Below are 1,477 nucleotides of genomic sequence, written 5' to 3'. Positions count from 1 at the left end.
CCCGTGGAGGCGTGGGATTCTTGCTCGGAGTCGTCCGCGTGGTTCGGGACGAGCGACGGTTCCGAGAGTTCCCCGTGGTAGATGGCGTGGCGGAGCCCGTACTCCGCAACGGTGCCGCCGTGTTCTGCCGTCCGTCCCAGTCGCTCGAGGACGCGCTCGAGTTGCGATTCGTCGGCCGACGAGGCGTCCAACCGGCGCTCGAACGAGGCGATGTCTTCGCGGAGTCGATCGCGAGCGTCCAACGCCTGTCGCGCGGTCTCGGCGTCTGAATCACCGAGAACGACGTCCACCGCGTCCGCGACGACCTCGCGTGCGCGCTGTGCGATTTCGCGAACCTCCTCCGTGGCCGATGCGTCGATCGAGTCGGCGATCCGTCCGGCGGCCGTTTCGATCCCTCCGGCGTGATCGGCGACGCGCTCGAGTTCGCGGGCCGTCCCCCGTAGTTCGAACAGTTCCGGACGGGTCAACCCGAGCGAATCGCACCTTGAACGGTGGAACACTGCGTTCTTCGGTCGGCTCGAAGCCGTACATACCGGCCCAGTAATCTGCGAGGTTCTGGTCCGTGTCGATGTCGTACTGTCCGGGGCCCCAGTACTCCTGATCGTCTGCCGGCGGATTCCCGTTCCACAGCGGTGAGGCGCCGTTCGTGATTGGAAACACGGTCGAGGAACCATCCGCCGTTAGCGGCGCGATATCGGTATCGCTTGACGTGTTCCCATTTTCCCCGTCGCTTTGGCTCGAACATCCCGCGAGCGTGGCCACGCCAGCTGCACCAGAAGCAAGCACGAAATTTCGCCGCGATACCACCTTGGACAGACGATCTGAGTCGTGTGCCATCGACTGAAGACGGACAGTGAGTAATTAAAGCGGTTTATAATAGGGGTACGAATTGCTCTGATCGGTCCGGTCCAATCTGATCCGCTCAAAGTCGTACGTGGATATAATGACAGCTATATAGATATACGTTTCTCGACCAAACGGGCGAGCGATCTCGTCACGAAATCCAGTAATCAGTATTCTATCCAATCTGATGGTTACACTTTCATCTATGAATAGCAACTTCATATCAAAATCCGTTCGTCTGCGTGATGTCCGCTATAACACGCTGGTTATACGATACAGACGACCGCCCGATCTGTCCCATTGGAGCAAAAACAGTCTGTCGGCTCTTTCGAAACACCTCTCTGAATAAATTTCACCTATTGAAAATAAGCTATCTCAGCCACCTATTCTAACGTAGAACTCTGCCTTGGACGAAGTTTCGGTCTGACCGAAACGAGGGCCGTGGAGCCAATACGCGCCTGCTTTTCTGATTCGTTGATGACGGGTGATGTCGACTGGTTCCAAAATTGCGTCGGTCGGTGGGCCGTCCACTGGAGAGGAGTGACATCGTGTCTCGATTCTATTCGCCTACCTATCTATATCTAGTTTAGTATTTGTTTTCGATAGGTTCGATCGAGCTCCCATTCCCAGCTCC

The 1,477-nt window shown here is 56.8% G+C and carries 1 pseudogene; it reads right to left on the bottom strand.

Going from position 1 to position 1,477, the window contains the following annotated elements:
- A pseudogene (locus tag EL22_RS00200) lies at positions 1-467 on the bottom strand (phosphate uptake regulator PhoU); the annotation flags it as partial.
- Positions 468-1,477 lie beyond the last annotated feature (1,010 nt).

This window comes from Halostagnicola sp. A56 (assembly GCF_000691505.1).
GTDB lineage: Archaea > Halobacteriota > Halobacteria > Halobacteriales > Natrialbaceae > Halostagnicola.
Note: the sequence above shows the minus strand (reverse complement) of the source record. Positions and strands in the feature narration are given on the sequence as shown.